Here is a 12,879-nt window from a genome sequence, read left to right as displayed (position 1 = left end):
ACGCCAAGGCAGTCGGCGGGCAGCAGAACGGGGGCTGGCCGGACCCTTTCCAGGTCCGGCCAGCCCCCGTTTGCGTCTAGATCAGATCCGCGCCAGGGCCCCCTTCGATTCGAGCGCGTCCAGGTCCGCGATCGGGCGCCCGAAGGTGTCCAACAGCTTGCCCTTGCCCTTGTCCTTGGCCTCGGCCGTCTTGGCGGGCGCCTTCTTCTCCGCCGCGGCCTGCTGGGCGGCCTCCCAGCGCTCCATCGCTTCCTGCATGTAGGTGCGGGCCGTCCCCTGCGACGTCAGCCCCAGTTCAGCCTGCACCTGGTACGCGACATCGGTACGGGTGCGGGGAGTCACCGCCGGTCCGAGCAGACGCGATTCGCCCTGCTCGCACAGCTCGTGCACCCGCTGGATGAAGCGCTGCTTCAGCGAGCCCTTGGCCAGTGTCGGCATCGACTTCGACGCCTCCCTCGGCTTCGGCGTCCGCGGCTGCTCCGCCGTCCCGGCGGGCGCGGTCTGCTCCGGCTCCGCCTGCTTCGCGTCGAGCTGAGCCTGAAGCTGCTCCGCCTGCTCCTGCGCAACGGTGATCTTGTGCTCCGCCTCGGCGCGCTCTGCTTCGACCTTGCGCTCCGCCTCGGCCCGCTCCGCTTCGATCTTCCGCTCCGCCTCGGCCCGCTCCGCCGCCAGCCGCTCGGCCGCTTCGCGCTCGACCCGCTCGGTCGCTTCACGCTTCGCCTGCTCTGCTTCGGTGCGAAGCTGCTCGGCCTGCTCGCGAAGCTGCCGCTCTGCTTCGGTGCGAAGCTGCTCCAGCTCCCTGCTCCACCGGTCCCGCTCCGCACGGACCTGCTCGGCGCTCTGCTGCTCGAACCGCTCCGCCTGCTCCTGAAGCTGCCGCTTCGCCTCGTCACGAAGCTGCTCGGTCTGCTCGTGCCACCGCTTCGCTTCGCGCTCGGCCCGCTGCTCGGTGGTCTCCCGCTCCGCTCGGCGGTCCTCCGCTTCACGCGTCGCACTCTGCTCGACGGCGTCACGGACAAGCTGAACCTGCTCGGCCGCTTCACGCCTCGCCTGCTCTGCTTCGGTGCGAAGCTGCTCGGCCTGCTCGCGAAGCTGCTCGGCCAGTTCCTCGAAGCGCTCGCGCTCCTGCTGCTGCTCCGCCTGGAGCCGGGTGCGCTCCTCCCGCTCCGCCTCCAGTGCGGCCACGGCCTCGTCCCGCTCCGCCTTGGCGGCCCGCTCCGCTGCACGCAGCTCGTCCTGAACCTCGGCCTTCTGCTCCTCCAGCTTCTGCGTGACCTTCTGCTGCAGCGCGGGCAGCGAGACCACGGTGTTCACCACGGCGTCGACATCCGCGTAGTCGAGCCGTCCCAGCCGCCCGGCCTGCATGTGGCCCATGGTCCGCCGGACTACGGCAAGCGCCTGGTCGACGTTGACCGGGGCGTCCGCGCGGTCCAGTGCGACCGCCGCGTCCTCGGTCCGCCGGTCCACCGCCCGGTCGGCCAGCGACTTCCGCCAGCCGAATCGGAACGTACGGTCGGCACGCTTCTGGGCACGGGCCAGCACGATGACCGCGCGGGCCGCACGCTGGGCCAGCAGCCGGCGGGAGGTCTCACTGGTCGTGGACGTCGTGTCCAGACCCAGCCACGCGAAAGCCGCGATCCAGATCCGTCGCCACAGCAGGACGAACAGACGAAGGGGGCCCGGCCGGACGCCGTCCTCCTCCTCGGCCTTCGCCAGCTCCGCGATCCGCAGGTCCAGCCCGTGTTCCAGCAGCTTGACCGACACCACCGGCACACCGGCCAGGGCTACCTTCGCCCACAGGCCGCCGCCCTCCGGCGCGTGCACCCAGTTCGCCGCCGCCGAGAGGGCCACCAGGCCCCACGCCATCCGGCGGGACCGGATCATGCCCTCGGTCCACCGCGGGACATCCTGGGCAGCCAGGGACCGCGCCAGGCCCAGCATGAGGCCGATCTCCGCACCGTCGAAGATCGCGATGAAGAAGATCCGCAGCAGCAGCGGCAGCCCCGCGGTGTCCTCCGCGAACCCGTACAGGCCGTACATGCTGACGGACATGCCGCAGATGCCGACGATGGTCCGCCAGCGGTCGTCAATCATGGCCATGACCCGGGCACGGGCCTCGCTGTCATCGTCGCGGCGAGCCTTCTCGACCGCCCGCGTCGCCGCCCGGCCGGCCAGGCGCACGACCAGGATCAGCAGGGCCAGGGCCGCCACGCACGCGAGCACTCCACCGAGAGCAACCGTCCACGGCGGCACGCCCAGGGACTCCGCCACGGCGTGAATACGGGGAAGCACGTTCACGCCCCCACCTCCGGCAGTAGAGCACCGGAAGGTGCACGTCCACCCCAGAATGGGGTGATACTGAAGTACGACATCGGAGCCTCGTCTCTGGTGTGAGACCCCGGGATGCCTGCCCTCCAAGCAGTGGCACCCGGGGTTTCGTGCGTAATGGGCGCGCATCAACCTCTTGCGCTATCCCTAATTATGCCTTACTTTTTGCGGCTTGTCAAGATCTCTGCGTAAGCCTCCACAAGAGACCTATTTCTCACTTCTCACCCTTCGCGGGGAGGGGGGCAGGAAGGGGAGGGGGAAAGCCCTGTGCCCTAAGCCAGCTATCGAGCGCCAGGGCCACGACGTCCCCATGCTGGGTTCCGTGCTCTACGTGATACCTGCGGATACGGCGCTGAAGGTCCAGTTCCTGCGGTACCGAGTAGTTGAACTGCCCCCTCTTTGTCCCCCTTGACTCGATGATCCGAAGAGTGTCGGGGTGCGCCTCATACGGATCACTCCCTCCCTCATCGGCAGATTCGGCCTCCAACTCGTCCGCGATGGCACGCAGAGAAGCGATCTGACGTTCCTTGGCACTCAAGCCCGAACCTCCTGGCGGATCAATAGGCGACTACCTATCAGCATAGGCGACTATTGAAATAGTCGTCCGACCCTCCCCCCTCCCGCACGATTGGCGTGAGGGGGGAGATGAGATCAGAAGCCGCGGGAAGTAAGCCAGTCGTCCAGAGCGACGGTGACGATGTCACCCATAGGAAGGTGATCCACGTCGTTGTCCAGCGCGAAGCGCTTAAGGCGCTTCTTCAGCCGGAGTTCGGCTGCAACAGATGCATCCAGGGACTCCCTCCTAGGAGAGCGCTGGTTCAGCACTTCAGCCGCTGTGGGTAGGTTCTCGGGGCGTCCCGGCCCCACCTCCCACCCCTGGCCGTCGTTGACAGAGACCTGAGAGGGAACATATCCAGGCGAGGGAAGTGAGGCGGCCGGAACGGTGGCTACCTCCCTTCCAGCAGAGTTGGAAGCGGCTGGAGCGCGCTTCTCACCCTGGGCTTCTTCCCGCTTCTCTCCCTGGGGAGCCGTGGGGGCCTTCCTGTGAGCGGGGGCCGGCGGACGTGTCCGGCTACGTCCCCTCTGCTGCTGATCGAGCTCGTCCAGGCCGTTCAGCTCGCCCGTACCCTGTCCCTCTTCCACTGCCTGCTTCTCCTCAGTTGCCATACCGAACCACCGCCTGGTGAACCCTCTTCATCTGCTCCACGAACGCCTCTTCCTTCTTGAAGACGGGCTCAGAACAGATGGCCACGCGCTTACGACGCACGCCGACCCATGCGTACTCGGAGACGATGGGGCCGACCGGAACCTGGAACTTCTTCGCCAGCCGCTTCAGCTCGTCCTTGTGCCAGGTCGGGACCGACTTAGGCACCATGTAGGGGACCAGGAGAAGCGGATAGTCGCTGATGTCCTGAAGCAGATGCTCCAGCGACGCCATCTCTCGCGTCTTCAGGATGACGGGCACTACCGCGACACGCGAAGCTGCCAGGGCGCCGTGGGTAGAGGCGCAGGCATCAGGATGCGTATCCCAGGTGATCTTCCTCTTCAGCTCTTCTGCCCAGCGGATGAGGGAAGTCTTCACGACCTCGGGGGAAGGCTGGAACTCACCAAACGTGCTGTGGCCGGGGATCAGGTCCAGCTTGCGCGGACCGCCTCGCAGCGGCCTGGGCGTCCGGTCGTTCTCGAAGGCTTCGATCAGCGGAGCTCCGGTTCGCGTCTCTTCGTTGTAGCCCCAGCCCTTGGACAGACCCCCCTTCGACCAGTCCATGTCGCCGCCAACACCGTCGTCCAAGTAGGCCAGCTCCTGAGCGAGGGTCGTCTTGCCGATCCCGCCCTTCCATCCGACGACGCACTTCGTCTCTGGCTCCTGCACGGGAAAGGGAGTGACCTGGTGGCCGACGGTCTCGATGCTGGCTTCCACCAACGCGTCTGACGTCATCGCTGTGTTCCCTCGGGCTGGTTATGGTGGTACTTCACGGTTCTCTCTCCTTCTACGGGTGGGTTCCGACTGCGTACGCCGGGGGCTCTCCCGGCGTTCGCGTTTTCCGGGGACTGCGCTCGAACGGTACCTAGAGCGTGTCGATGCGACCGTACCGGTCTGACGCGGGCCGGTAGCCCCATATCAGCCCGCCGCGAGTCAGACACGTCTCGACAGAAAGAGGGGCGGGCCGCGTCATGTGACGCGGCCCGCCCCTCTTTCACGCAAAGCGGATCAGGAAGCACCCACACCTGTCTCCAACCTGACGGTTCCTCCGACCATCCGCCCGTCTCGCAGGGCAGCAGCGTAGGCCCGAAAAGGTGGCTGGTCAGCATAGATGTCCACATGGGACAGACGGCCGAACAGCAGTGTCACAGCTCGTGCGGGGGCAGCCAGACGCAACCAGGACGGCGGCGCCACGACGTGGCCCCGGAGGTGCACCCGCACATCCGACTGCACCCTAACGAGACCTTCCGAGCCGAGAACGATGCACCAGTTGGGACTGTCCGGCGCTGCTTTGCCCAGTCCCGGCAACTCGTGCAGACCTTCCGAGACCAGCTGCCTCACTACCGGGTCGTAGGTCTGCCCGCCCTCGGTGACCGCCACCTGCTCCTCAAAGGCAAGCAACAGGGCGGGCTTGGTGCCGTCCACTGTGGGCAGGCCGATGGCGCGAGGGACCAGTTCGGTCTCCTCCGTGAGGGCCAGGTCTCCCGGGCCGTAGTCCCGTACCTGCGAGTCCGCACAGCGATGGTGCGCGACTCCCAAATGGGAGAGGCCGGGGCTGCGACGCAGCACGACCACGGCGGGTTCCGTCCTGGCGTCGCCTGCGGTCCCGCACTCCACGCACTCGAACCCCGTGACGCGGCTCTGGAACTGCGCGGCCTGGTCCAGGCCCACTTGGTCGATGACCTCGGAGGCGATGGTGACGCTGGTGGTCATCTGGTCAGTCCTCCGGATTCTGCCGTGCGCTGCTGACGATGTGCGACCAGGTCCCGGCAGCTCCACCGTGCTCGCGGGCGAGCTCGCCGGCGAGTTGAGCGGTGGGCATGTCGGGGTTCGCCTTCAACGCCGTCCTGGCCTTCTCCAGCCGCGGGTCCCCGTCGTACGGGTAGCGGCGTGTGGTCCCGGCCGTGCCGGCGGGGCGCCCGCCGCCGGTCCGCTCGCGGCGCTCGCCGTACGTCCAGATGTCCCCGCGGCGGTAGTACCGCTTCAGGCGGCCGCTGTCGGTGGTCTCCACCCTGACGGGCTCGGGCCAGTGCGCTGGCTTCCGGGTGGGGTACTTCGTGATGCTGGTGGGCTCCATGTGCAGGACTCGCGCGGCCTGAGCGAGCGTGATTTCGTCCTCGGCGTTGCCGCTGCGGTCGATCTCCGTACGCCACGCCTGTCCGGCCTGGTAGCCCTTGTACCAGCGGTCCCACTCCTTGGAGTTCCAGTACATGGTGTTACCGACCGTCTTCTCCGGCTGGGGGTGCTTGTTGACCTCCCTCTCACGCCAGAGCAGTTCGAGCGTGCTCCGGCCCAGCCCTGTGCGCTCCTGCAGCTCAGCACGGCTCTCCAGCCCCGCCGTGCCCGTGAGGTCCTTGTACCAGCGGCGCCAGTCCGCGTCGTACCAGGTCAGTTCCCGGCCGGCGGAGTCCGGGACCGGCTCGGGGTGCCCGTTCGCCTCCCGCTCTCGGTACAACTTCTCCAGGTGGGTGACGCTCAGGTCGTGCTTGTCCGCGAGCTCCCTGCGGGTCGATACCCGGCGCCCGTTGAGAATGGCCATGAGGGAGTCCTCCGTTGTCTTTCCGTCTCGCGACGGGGCTTCAGTCGTCATTGCCCGCCCCCTGGTCGCGGTGGTGCTGGTCGTGGCCGGCGGTGCGGGGCAGGAGTACCACGCCGGACTCCGTCAGGCCGTGCTCGACCTCCGGCTCCTCGTCCGCGTCCTCCTCGACCTGGTCCTCGTCGTCCTCGTGCTTCCAGTTCATGACGCCGGACTCGATCGGCCTGGTGATCGTGTCGATGTCCTGGCTCTGGATGGTCGCCGCCCAGTCCTGGGCGCCGGGGGCGGTCTCGTCCGCGAGCTGGATGAACCAGCCCCCGTCGCCGGGGAGGGGGCCGTCCTCGATGCGGTAGAGCGGCCCGTGGTCGACACCGGCCGTGTTGCCCGCGTGCAGGGTGATCAGGTCGTCAAGGGCGGGGGCCGTGTGCAGCTCCGCGTCGTTTACCATCATGCGTAGATGCCTTCCTGGTATATGGGCTTGTTGAAGGGCCTGGGGCTAGGGGGCTTCAGGACGGTCAGCACTACTGCCATTGGGCTGACCGTCCGCCCCACTTCCTCCCGCGTCACCGCGGAAGAGCCGAGCATCGAACCTCTCGGCTTCACTAATCGTGCCTTACTCGGTTACTGCCTGTCCAGTCGTTCGGCGGACACGGCCGAAGCGAACGACCACACGACACCGACAGGCTGTTTCAAACCTGCCGGAATCCCTAATTATGCCCCCTCCAATTGAGGGGCACAAGCCACAAAATGCCAGCTCAATGGCTTGTCCGGACGGTTGGGACTACCCGCGTCCGGCTTCTCTTCATACCTACAGGACCGCCTCCGGCGGGGGCCCTTACTCCCAAGGGGGCGGGAGCTCCGCCGTCGTGTGCGGGCCGTGGGTGGCTGGGGCGTGGGGGTGGCCGGGGTCTCCCCTCGGCCGGTCGGTCACCCGGAGGGCTACCCGGAACCCGGCGGGGCCGCCAGGCCGGGGCCGCTTCGCGGTCGCTTCGCGAGCCTGGCAACCCCGCCGGAACCCGGGTACGGGCGGAGCCTGCCCGACCGACCGAGGGGAGCCCCCGCCCACCGGGCGGAGCCGTGGCGGACGCCGTCGACCAGGCTCAGGCCGGCGCGACACGGCACCGGGTCAGGTACGTCTCGACCTTGCCCTCCCGGACCGCGTTGCGCACAACCCGGCCGGTGACACGGAGATGCTGCCCTTCGTCGGGGAAGGGCTGAGCCATCGAGTCCCACGCGTAGAGACGTCCGGCACCGTCGGTGAAACGGATACGACGGCGCTCACCCCACTCGCTCGCGAGTGGGCTGACCTCCGTCACCGTGGCCGTGATCGACTCGCGGTCCTTCGCGGTCAACTGGCGCTGGGCCTCGCGCAGATACATCGGAACCGCGGATACCAACAGGCCGATGTCTCCGGGCGCCACGTCCCGCGCGACCGCGCGGGCCAGCTTGCGGCGGTAGTCGCTCGCGGCGGTGTCGTCTCGACGGCACCAGTCCCGGACGGCGGCGGCCGTGGCCGCGACGTCCTCGGCGGCTCGAAGGTGTTCGTGCAGCTGGTCCAGGTCCTCCCGGCCGGCGCCGCCCAGCAGAAGCGCGCGAACCTGCTCGGCGGTCGTCCAGCCCTCGCCCCGCTTGACGTACCCGGCCTGGACCGTCAGGGCGACGGCGTACTCCAGGACCTGGTCGACGTGGAGCCGAAGATCCGGCGGCACCTCTCCCGGCTCGTACGGCTCGACCGTCGTGCACCAGCGAATCAGGCGCCACAGGTCGCGCAGGACGGCCACGGGGAGATCCGCGTACGGGCCCGCGCACGTCGCGCCCAACTGCATCGTGCTGCCGTCCTCGTGGCGGAGAAGATAGCTGGTCAGGGCCCCCCGCTCCCCGCAGGCGTCGCAGTGCGCGATCCGGTCGGCGGCCTCGTCCTCGTACGGGGGGAGTGCGGTGACAACGCTGCCCGCCGCTGGGTCGTGCTCGACCTGGGCGATGACGGTCCACCCCTCGAACCGCAGCAGAGGGAGCGTCACAGTGACGTCCTGACTGGCCACGGCACCGATGGGGACGCCGTTGACGTCGGGCCACGGCATGAGCTCGACGGGGCCGCGGGTGAGGTGGCACCCGCCCAGCCCGTGGGCCCGGGTCTGCCGGTCCGCCTGCTCGATCGCCTGCCGCAGGGCGGCCAGTTGATCGGTCCTGACGGGGAAAGTGAGGGACATGCTGGTCATGCGTTCTCCTGGGGGGCGGCGCGGCCCGGCCGTGCGGGACGGCCGGGCCGGCGGGATGGTCAGCTTCGGTGGACCTGGCGGGTCCGCCCCGCGGAGAGCACGGAAAGCGCGGTGGGGCTCATCGCGGCTCCTCGTCGTTGAAGGTTCGGGGTCCGCCCGAAGGAACTGCCACACCTTCGGACATAGCTAATTCTGCCTTATACAGGTGGCAGGGTCAACGCCGTTCTCCCTGCTCTGGGCCTACATCGTCAGGGTGCAGGTATCGCACCCGCCGGTGGCGTGCACCAGCGGGGCGGCCCCGGTACGGGCCTTGGACTCGTACGTTGGCGGCCGCCGGAGGGCGGCGTGCACGTCCCGTTCCATGCGCTCGAAGTCGGCGTTCTCCTCGACGCGGACGCCCGGGTCGGGGGCGTCGCGGCGGCGGGACTGCTCGATCAGCTCGGCCATCGTGATGTTGGGGTTGAAGGGGACCTGGCGGACGCGCTCGACCAGTGCGCACAGCTCGGCAAGCCGGGGCCGGCGGGCGACGCCCAGCAGCAGATCGCGGTGGCTGGCCAGCGTGCAGGTCGAGCAGGAACAGCGGCTGGACCCCCGGCGGTCCCCGGCGCCGGGGTGGGAGTCGTAGCACCAGTGGTACGGCACCTCCTCCGCGAGGGTCCACGCCCACACGTCGGCGGTGCTCACCCGGTGGGCGGGCAGCCACTCGTCCACCACCCGGTGGGAGTTCTCGGTCGTGCGGCGCCACACCTGCCGGTTGCGTCGGTCGCGGCTCTCCTCAGCCCTCAGGCCGAGGACGTTGGCGAACATCAGCGGCCCTTGGACTTCCTTGCGCAGAGCGCGGACCTGCGGGGTGAACGCGCCGAACACCATCTTCGTCTTCCACGGTCCGGTGCAGGTGCGGGCCTGACCCAGCCAGGGCCAATCCCCCCGCTCGGCGATGAACGTGAGCAGATCGAAGGGGACCGTGCGGCCGTCGACCTGCCGGGTGCGGCGGACCTCGATGTGCCGCTCCGGGGGGACGCCGAGAATCTGGCTGTGCTGAGCGGCGAGCTCGCTCGCGCTGGGCCACCGCACACCGTCCACGGTGACGGCGGGCCACTCCATCGGGCCCAGGCTGGCGTGGGCGGTCCAGACGCGGTCGGCGACCCCGGCCCGGCGGGCGGCGTCCATCGCCTTGGCGCCCGCGATCACGCCGTCCTTCCCGCCGGACAGGTTGATCACGATGCGGTGCCGGGTCGCGGCGAAAGCGACCGGATCGGTGTAACTCATCTTGCTCTCCTCGGTGTTGGGCGGGCTCCGGCGGTTCCGGAGCCCGCTGGGTGGTTCAGGCGATGAGGGTCACGCCGCCGACGGTCTTGGCCCGGCGGATCAGCGGCTTTCCGCCCGTGGGGCGTGGGGGTTCGGGCGCGGGCAGCGGCCGGAGCGGGTTCCAGCGGGTGCCGACGTCCCCGGTGTGCCGGGTCCACGCCTCCTCGAAGTGCTTCCTCTGCTTGTCGCGGACTCCGGCCGGCGCCGCGACGGCGAAGGCGGCGGCCGCCGGGAACCCGCCGTCGGCGGTGAGGTAGTGGGCCCGCTGGATGCCGGACGTCTCCCCGCGCTCCAGGGCGAGCCCGTGACGGGCGGCGAACTGCCGGATCAGTTGCTCGGCGGTGCGGCGGTCGCCTTCCCACACGGTCCGCACCGACCGCCAGGCGGGGCCCTTCTTCGCCGGTCCCCGGCATTCGCGGTGCCCGGGGCACCAGGGCTCGAAGTCCCCGGCGGGGTGGTCGGCCCGGCACTGCTCGGTCCGCGGCTGTCGGCACCACCACTTCGGTGACCGGCAGGACCGGCCGTGATGGGTGCGGCAGTCCGGCGTACGGGCCGCGTAGTAGATCCTCCGCACCTCGTAGATCGCGTACGGGGCCTGGTCCAACGACTCTTCGAAAGCCGAGAGCACGGGGTGGTTGCGGCCGTCCTCGGTGAGCCTGCGGTACAGGCTGTCCGTCCCGTACAGGCTGGAGCGCTCGTTGAGCGCCATCGCGACGTGCTCCATCCGCAGGACGTCCGCAGCGATGTGCGGGTGGTCCCGCAGACGCGCCTCGTGGGCCTCCCTGCTCGCGCACACGCCACTGAAGGGGCACTGCGAGCAGTACGACTTCTTCACCGGCTCTCCGAGCCGTTCCAGGACGAACCGCTCGACGTCCGCCCGGTCCTGACGGGCCAGGATCAGGGGATAGAACGACTCGCAGATGGTCCGGCCCGCAGTCCGGTTGTGCTCGCGCTGGATGCGGCTGTCCTTCTCCGCACGCTTCAGCTCGCCGTAGTGGTAGCCGATCACCCGGCGGTAGCTCGCGCCGCCGAACTCGGCCTCCGTCCACTGGTCCAGCACCCAGCCCTTGAAACGGATGCTGCACGTTCTCCGGCCGTTGGCGATCTGAGGGACGGTTCCGGCCTCCCGGAGCTCGTCGCTCAGACGCCACGGCCCCCGCGCAAAGATCCGCCGGGGAGACCGGCTGTCGTCCAGGACGACCACGCCGTCCGCGTCCTGGCGGCCGGCGCGGGCGACCTGCACCAGCCGGACCCCGGCCCGGCGGAGGCGCGGCAGGACCAGCCGGTCGACGTAGTCCAGGGTGTCCGGCCATTCGTCGCCGGTGACCGCGTGAACCACGATCAGGTCGGAGAGGTCGGGGGCCAGTCCGTACCGCTCGGGGTGGTCCAGGAACTCGATCAGGATGGCCGTGCTGTCGGCTCCGAGTCCGTAGCTCAGCACGGTCATCCCGGAGGACCGGCCGAACGTGGTCCGCTCCGAGGGCTCGGGCAGGTCAAAGAGGGCTGCGGGCAGGGCGGTTGCGGGCACGGGAACTGAATCCTCGGGTCGAATGGCTTCGCGCCGGCGGACGACGGCGGTCGTGGCGGGCGGCTCGGTCGCCGCCCTGTTGCCGGGGGCACGGGCGTGGGCCCGTGCCCCCGGTCCAGGTCAGCCCTTCTGCGGGGGCTTGACGATGTCCCGCATCACCGCGGCGCGGGTCGGCGCCGCCGGGCAGGGACCGAGCAGCCGGGTGAGGTGACCGCGCAGGGCCTCGATGTCACCGGCCTTGCGGGCGCGGTCGGCCTCGTCCAGGAGGCCGGTCACCGCCTCGTGTTCGGTCGGGTGCTTGATCTCGCACGGGCACTGGGTGGGACGCTTGCCCACCAGCTCGGCCACGCGGGCGGCCTGCTCCTCGAACGGGACCTTGCACCCCTCGTGCCGCCACGCGGGACGCGGCGTCGGGTCACCGTTCCGCCCGCGCAAGTGGCTCCACCAGCGGTTTCCGACCCAACCGCAGATCAGGTCTTTCATCTCGAACGGGTTGTCCGACCCGGGATAGCCGTGCTTGGGGTCCCATGCCAGTTCATCGAGCCTGCCCAGGCAGATACCCGCGCTCAGGATGTTGCGCCGCGTCGGCGCCATCCGCGGGTGCAGCCACGGGACGATGCCCTCCAGTGCCGCGTCACCGGCCTGTTCCGTCCGGGGAAGGGTGGCGCCGGACTGGGTGACGGTGTCCAGGTGGGCGGCGGCCTTGTCGCGGTCCTCGTGCTGGCTCTCCTCGACCTGGCCCAGCACTCGCGCATGCCAGTCGCCGTGCCAGCGGTAGATGTGGCCGATCAGCTTCCCGTCGACCGTGACGGGGTACCGGCCGTCCGGGACCCGGTCACCGATGCTGTACCGCTTCTCCGGGGTGTCGGGGGCGTCGTTCGTCGCCATGTCGTTGTCTCCCTGTGTTGAAGGTTCGGGGGCGGGCTTCTGCCAAAGCCCTTGCGGGGTGGGCCCGCCCGGCTGCCACCGGGCGGGCCCACCGGAGTCCTACCGGCGGCGGTGCTTCAGCAGCGCGCTCAGGCTCGGGGCGGACGGCCGCGCGTTCTGCGGGTGCCATCCCTCACGGAGGAAGGCGACGGGCCGGTTCTCGCAGTTGCGCACGATGACCAGGTCCGAGCTCGTCGCGACGGTCTCGCCACGGCGGGCGGCGCGGACCAGGAGGTCGCGCACCTCGTAGCGGTCGGCGCTCTCGGGCGCGGCCCCGGCGGGGCGGGTGAACAGCGGGCTGCTCACCCAGCGGGCCGCGAGGGGGATGCTGCGGGCCTCCGCGAGGGTGGGGGTGTGGTGGTCGAGCATCCCGGCGGGGACCGGGACGATCGTGGTGACCACGGTGTCGTCCTCGGCGTCGAGCAGTCGGACCAGTTCCGAGTCCGAGGACTGACGGACGGTCAGCTTGTCCGTCACGTCGGCGGCCCGGACGGTCCACCACGTCTCGGTGACGTCGGCGGCGGTCGTCACCAGCCGGGGGCGCCCCTCGGTCCACACGTAGGTGGTGGACAGGTAGAGGGCGAATCCGCCGATCTCGCGCGGGGTCTCGGTCTCCAGCTCTGCGTACATCGTTGCTCCCGTGTTGAAGGTTCGGGTTGCCGGGGGGACTGCCATTCCCTTCCGACATCACTAATCATGCCTTATTTCGGGACGGAAGTCCAGCCTGAAAGACCCTCCAAACGAGTGATCTACATCACATGTTTTCGCAGGTCAGCGGCAGTTTCCGCCCACCCGCACGGGCCTCGCCGGGCGGCGTCCGCCACGGCCC

The 12,879-nt window shown here is 69.6% G+C and carries 12 protein-coding genes; all 12 read right to left on the bottom strand.

Translation table 11 applies throughout. The features are described 5' to 3' along the window. Nucleotides 1-81: 81 nt before the first annotated feature. The 12 genes from ACZ7OO_RS39240 to ACZ7OO_RS39185 all read right to left on the bottom strand — a co-directional run bounded on the left by ACZ7OO_RS39240 (nucleotide 82) and on the right by ACZ7OO_RS39185 (nucleotide 12,680). The gene (locus ACZ7OO_RS39240; RefSeq protein ID WP_331725180.1) at nucleotides 82-2,298 is read right to left on the bottom strand and encodes a DUF2637 domain-containing protein; all 2,217 of its coding nucleotides are present in this window, start codon (nucleotides 2,296-2,298) and stop codon (nucleotides 82-84) included. A gap of 244 nt (nucleotides 2,299-2,542) precedes the next feature. After that, entirely contained in the window at nucleotides 2,543-2,866 is a 324-nt protein-coding gene (locus ACZ7OO_RS39235; RefSeq protein ID WP_331725179.1) for a hypothetical protein, read from the bottom strand. Between the two features lie 113 nt (nucleotides 2,867-2,979). Next, a complete protein-coding gene (locus tag ACZ7OO_RS39230) occupies nucleotides 2,980-3,495 on the bottom strand; it encodes a hypothetical protein (RefSeq protein WP_331725178.1) in 516 nt (171 codons plus the stop codon). Further along, complete coding sequence (locus ACZ7OO_RS39225) at nucleotides 3,485-4,267, bottom strand: ParA family protein (RefSeq protein WP_266665153.1); 783 nt, start codon at nucleotides 4,265-4,267, stop codon at nucleotides 3,485-3,487. Before ACZ7OO_RS39225 ends, ACZ7OO_RS39230 begins: the two co-directional genes overlap by 11 nt. 273 nt (nucleotides 4,268-4,540) lie before the next feature. Then, on the bottom strand, nucleotides 4,541-5,245 hold the full coding sequence (locus ACZ7OO_RS39220) for a hypothetical protein (RefSeq protein WP_331725177.1): 705 nt from the start codon (nucleotides 5,243-5,245) through the stop codon (nucleotides 4,541-4,543). Nucleotides 5,246-5,249: 4 nt separating this feature from the next. Beyond that, on the bottom strand, nucleotides 5,250-6,071 hold the full coding sequence (locus ACZ7OO_RS39215; protein WP_331725176.1) for a hypothetical protein: 822 nt from the start codon (nucleotides 6,069-6,071) through the stop codon (nucleotides 5,250-5,252). A 40-nt stretch (nucleotides 6,072-6,111) separates the two neighbouring features. Continuing rightward, entirely contained in the window at nucleotides 6,112-6,519 is a 408-nt protein-coding gene (locus ACZ7OO_RS39210) for a DUF6211 family protein (protein WP_331725175.1), read from the bottom strand. Nucleotides 6,520-7,168: 649 nt separating this feature from the next. Beyond that, complete coding sequence (locus ACZ7OO_RS39205; RefSeq protein ID WP_331725173.1) at nucleotides 7,169-8,287, bottom strand: hypothetical protein; 1,119 nt, start codon at nucleotides 8,285-8,287, stop codon at nucleotides 7,169-7,171. Nucleotides 8,288-8,527: 240 nt separating this feature from the next. After that, nucleotides 8,528-9,556, bottom strand: a complete 1,029-nt coding sequence (locus ACZ7OO_RS39200; protein ID WP_471512249.1) for a phosphoadenosine phosphosulfate reductase domain-containing protein — start codon at nucleotides 9,554-9,556, stop codon at nucleotides 8,528-8,530. A gap of 55 nt (nucleotides 9,557-9,611) precedes the next feature. Next, nucleotides 9,612-11,123: a hypothetical protein gene (locus tag ACZ7OO_RS39195; RefSeq protein WP_471512248.1), complete on the bottom strand. Its 1,512-nt coding sequence runs from the start codon at nucleotides 11,121-11,123 to the stop codon at nucleotides 9,612-9,614. A gap of 120 nt (nucleotides 11,124-11,243) precedes the next feature. Beyond that, on the bottom strand, nucleotides 11,244-12,011 hold the full coding sequence (locus ACZ7OO_RS39190) for a hypothetical protein (protein ID WP_471512247.1): 768 nt from the start codon (nucleotides 12,009-12,011) through the stop codon (nucleotides 11,244-11,246). A 99-nt stretch (nucleotides 12,012-12,110) separates the two neighbouring features. Then, nucleotides 12,111-12,680, bottom strand: coding sequence for a hypothetical protein (locus tag ACZ7OO_RS39185; protein ID WP_331725169.1), 570 nt, complete (start codon nucleotides 12,678-12,680; stop codon nucleotides 12,111-12,113). Nucleotides 12,681-12,879: the final 199 nt, after the last annotated feature.

This window comes from Streptomyces sp. NPDC111744, from assembly GCF_055634995.1.
The sequence above is the reverse complement of the archived record's forward strand: the minus strand, read 5'-3'. Positions and strand labels throughout refer to the sequence as shown.

Excerpts from the sequence above, each read along its gene's own strand:
- ACZ7OO_RS39230 (WP_331725178.1), bottom strand. The coding sequence starts at position 3,495 with ATGGCAACTGAGGAGAAGCAGGCAGTGGAAGAGGGACAGGGTACGGGC.
- ACZ7OO_RS39225 (WP_266665153.1), bottom strand. The coding sequence starts at position 4,267 with ATGACGTCAGACGCGTTGGTGGAAGCCAGCATCGAGACCGTCGGCCAC.
- ACZ7OO_RS39220 (WP_331725177.1), bottom strand. The coding sequence starts at position 5,245 with ATGACCACCAGCGTCACCATCGCCTCCGAGGTCATCGACCAAGTGGGC.
- ACZ7OO_RS39215 (WP_331725176.1), bottom strand. The coding sequence starts at position 6,071 with ATGGCCATTCTCAACGGGCGCCGGGTATCGACCCGCAGGGAGCTCGCG.
- ACZ7OO_RS39210 (WP_331725175.1), bottom strand. The coding sequence starts at position 6,519 with ATGATGGTAAACGACGCGGAGCTGCACACGGCCCCCGCCCTTGACGAC.
- ACZ7OO_RS39205 (WP_331725173.1), bottom strand. The coding sequence starts at position 8,287 with ATGACCAGCATGTCCCTCACTTTCCCCGTCAGGACCGATCAACTGGCC.
- ACZ7OO_RS39200 (WP_471512249.1), bottom strand. The coding sequence starts at position 9,556 with ATGAGTTACACCGATCCGGTCGCTTTCGCCGCGACCCGGCACCGCATC.
- ACZ7OO_RS39190 (WP_471512247.1), bottom strand. The coding sequence starts at position 12,011 with ATGGCGACGAACGACGCCCCCGACACCCCGGAGAAGCGGTACAGCATC.
- ACZ7OO_RS39185 (WP_331725169.1), bottom strand. The coding sequence starts at position 12,680 with ATGTACGCAGAGCTGGAGACCGAGACCCCGCGCGAGATCGGCGGATTC.